The sequence below is a fragment of the Bacillota bacterium genome (assembly GCA_012837285.1).
Classification (GTDB): domain Bacteria; phylum Bacillota; class DTU030; order DUMP01; family DUMP01; genus DUNI01.
Window position 1 is genome coordinate 1 of sequence record DURJ01000140.1, and the last position, 3,342, is coordinate 3,342.

Sequence of the window (3,342 nt, forward strand, 5' to 3'; positions counted from 1 at the left end):
CCAATGGAACGATTCCAAGATCTTTTCCGGCAACGTAGAATTCCGATAAGCCTTTCGTTTGTTTATAAGACCAATAACCAATAAGATATACAATTACAAGGTACCCAATAAAAAAAATCCAGCGAAACAACATTTGTGATTCTCCTCTCTTCACCATTTAAATTTCTTAGGTTGAAGTAAACCTCTTCATAGGCATCCCACCCTCCTTAGTTGTCTGACGTTTGTTGTCTTACATCCTTAATCAATAACTAATTCTGCACTGCCAAACAAAATTCCTGCTTTCAAAAGTTTTTTTATTTATATTTAGAGGGGTCTTCAAATCTCCTAAGCAAAGCGTGCGAATGTCAATGAATATTTGAGCCACCCGATCATGAATTTCTGAACCACTGTGATCACCAATAAGTGAGCCCCAGGGTCCTTGATTTCTTGAAGCCGGGTTAACCTTTGTCCATCCTGTAAGAAGGGTTATTCATGTTAAGTATATGAGCCCGGAAGGTGAGGCGGTTAACCATTTGTTTTTGTGAAGAAATTGAGTTATGCAAGATTGTTAATTAGCATTTTAGACTGTGGTTGTTCGACTCTATTGACGGGTTCCATGTTATTTGACCAACCAGTTTATTATTACAAGAAGGAATTTGCCTTTGTACGGCGAAAGATAGCGGCGAGGACTGTTAGACAACTGATGACAAGCCCTGGCCTTAAGACTGTTTAGCGGTTCGTTATCGGCAATGCGAAGCTAGCGGTTCGTTTGAGCTGGCTTGTTTGGACAAAACATGTCCGGGATAGCTTACTTTTCAAGTGCTATTATTACCCTAAACAACCCGGTTGATGTTATTGAGCAAACGGAGCTTTTCGCCGGCAAAATAATCCCTGAGTTTAATTAGCAGGAAAAAGGCTTCCATACAGGAAATGGTATGTTGTATCAGATAATTGGTTAAAAATTGAGGGGTGGGTATCATTGTTCCGTAGGCAACGACTTTATATTCGGGTAGCAGAAACTCTTACAGAACAAATTTTATCCGGCAAAATTCACCCTGGAGAAAAACTCAAGACCGAAGCAGAGCTCTGTGATGAATTTGGCGTTAGCCGCGCCACCATTAGAGAAGCTTTGGGACGTTTGGAAAGCCGGGGGTTGATTGCCCGTAAACACGGTATCGGGTCCTTTGTCTTGGGCACTGTAGGCGGTGTGGTAGCAGGCTTAGAAACACTGGAAAGCTTTACCGACACCATTAGAAGGTCAGGTCACGAAGCCTGTGAACGTATTCTCAGTATCAGTAAGGTTAAGATTAAGGGCGAATTAGCAGCCAAGATGGAAACAGACGTTGGGTGTATGGGTTATGAAGTAAGAACCTTCAGACTGTCTGATGGTGTCCCTGTAAATTATTCTATTGATACTCTCCATGCCGAAATTGTCCCGGATATTGAGCTGCTGGATAAGCGGAAGGAATACGAATCACTGCTTGATTTCCTTAGTGAGGAACTTGCAATCTTTGCCAAGTATAGCTTAATGTATCTGGATGCCATAGAGGCTCCTGATGAAGTAGCCGAAATACTTCAGGTATCTCCCAAGGCTCCGTTGTTATATTTAGACGGCTTAGTACGCCAAGAAAATGGGAGGTGCGTTTATAACTCTTCAAATTACTTTGTCACTGGTGGGTACAAGTTCACGATTGTTAGGAAAAGATAGGTGTTGGTTCCGACCCCAAAGATCTAATCAAGGCCATTAGCAATGCGTACGGGAAAGATATTTAACAATGGAGTAATCTGGTTTGAATTAGAGAATCCCTGCAGCCAAAAAGCTGCAGGGATTCTTTACTCAACGACCGGTAGCTAGTTGTTGTTTATGGGCTGTGTGTCGGGAAAGCAAAGCAATGGTGCTTTTACCACTGTTCTGTTTTGCTGACAATGACGGCAAAACATTACATCCGGTACGGTCACGTCTTCTTCAAAAATGCCCAGGTTCTCAGCACACCAAGAGCAAATCGCCTGTTGATATAATTTGAGGCGACCGTCCTCGACCAGGTCGCGCAATTGCTGGCAAACAGTTTCTTGATCTAGCCCGGTTGCTGTAGCCACGGCCGACGGGAGAAAGCTAGTGATTCCGGTCTGGGCAAACTTCTGCAGGCATTCATCCACAGTCATTGTGTTCTCCCTCCCTACGTACGGGGATGGTTAGACAGGTGTATAGGCCTGCCTTAATGCATGGTATGAGGAAACCAGGTCAGTTGATACCAAAACCCCTGCCGTTCACCAGTGCACTGGTACGGCAGGGGCTAACTTGTCTTCGGTTTATTCTTTTGTCTCTTTGTCGGCTGCCAGTTGGGCGGGAAGTTCTTCCTGAACAAATCGGAGCGCACGCTCTAGCCGCTCTAAGCATTGTTCACGCCCGAGAAGCTCCATCAGTTCAAACAGGCCGGGGCCGATGGTGCGGCCGCTGAGTGCTAACCGGGTGGGATGAATAAGCTTGGCCGGTTTTAGCCCTAGCTCTTCAGCCCGGGCACGATAGGATTCTTCTATCGCCTGGTGCTGGAAAGATGGGACAGCGGCAACAATGGTTTTGGCCTCCTGAAGTATGTCGGCGGCACCCTCGGGTATAAAATGCTTGCGCGTCCCCTTCTCTTCGTAGTGGAACTTTGCGGCAAAGAAATAGCTGACCACATCAACCAATTCTTCCAGCGTTTTGGCCCGGTCACGGGTAAGCTCCACCGCTCTGTTTAACAGCTCCAACTCTTGCGCCGACGGTGAAGCACTGATTAGACCGTGCTTTTGCATCAGAGGCATTACCTCAGCTACCATCCGCTCCAGCGATAACTCTCTTATATAATGCCCGTTCATCCAGGTCAGCTTCTTTACATCATATACCGCCGCTGTCTTGGAGACCCGGTCCAGGCTAAACTGCTCAACGATCCGCTCAATGGGCATGATCTCGTCGGTGCCTTCCGGCGACCAACCGAGCAAAGCAAGGTAGTTGATAATCGCTTCGCTAAGATAACCATCATCACGGAATTCTTCCACCGAAGTTGCTCCATGGCGTTTGCTCAATTTGGACCGATCCGGTGCCAAGATCATGGGTACATGGGCAAAGTTTGGTAGCTCATAACCCAAGGCCTCATACAACAGTACTTGGCGGGGAGTATTGGACAAATGCTCTTCGGCTCGGATTATGTGGGTGAGATTCATGGCGTGATCGTCAACCACGCAGGCATAATTGTAAGTAGGCATACCGTTGGACTTTAGAACGACAAAATCATCCAGTATGCTATTCTTAAATACCACCCGGCTTCGAATAAGATCGTCCACTACCGTTTCCCCTTCGTCCGGGACTCTAAGCCTCACCACCGG

At 46.4% G+C, this 3,342-nt stretch carries 3 protein-coding genes; 1 reads left to right on the forward strand and 2 read right to left on the reverse strand.

Going from position 1 to position 3,342, the window contains the following annotated elements; translation table 11 throughout:
- Positions 1 to 958: 958 nt before the first annotated feature.
- Positions 959 to 1,687, forward strand: coding sequence for a GntR family transcriptional regulator (locus GX016_08180; protein ID HHT71537.1), 729 nt, complete (start codon positions 959 to 961; stop codon positions 1,685 to 1,687).
- 143 nt (positions 1,688 to 1,830) lie between these two features.
- Here GX016_08180 and GX016_08185 read toward each other — a convergent pair whose 3' ends face one another.
- Entirely contained in the window at positions 1,831 to 2,142 is a 312-nt protein-coding gene (locus GX016_08185) for a hypothetical protein (GenBank protein HHT71538.1), read from the reverse strand.
- Positions 2,143 to 2,289: 147 nt separating this feature from the next.
- Positions 2,290 to 3,342 (reverse strand): glutamate--tRNA ligase (locus tag GX016_08190; protein ID HHT71539.1); only part of this gene is annotated, 1,053 nt, incomplete at its 5' end.

Coding starts and splice junctions, on each gene's coding strand:
- GX016_08185 (HHT71538.1), bottom strand. CDS start 2,142: ATGACTGTGGATGAATGCCTGCAGAAGTTTGCCCAGACCGGAATCACT.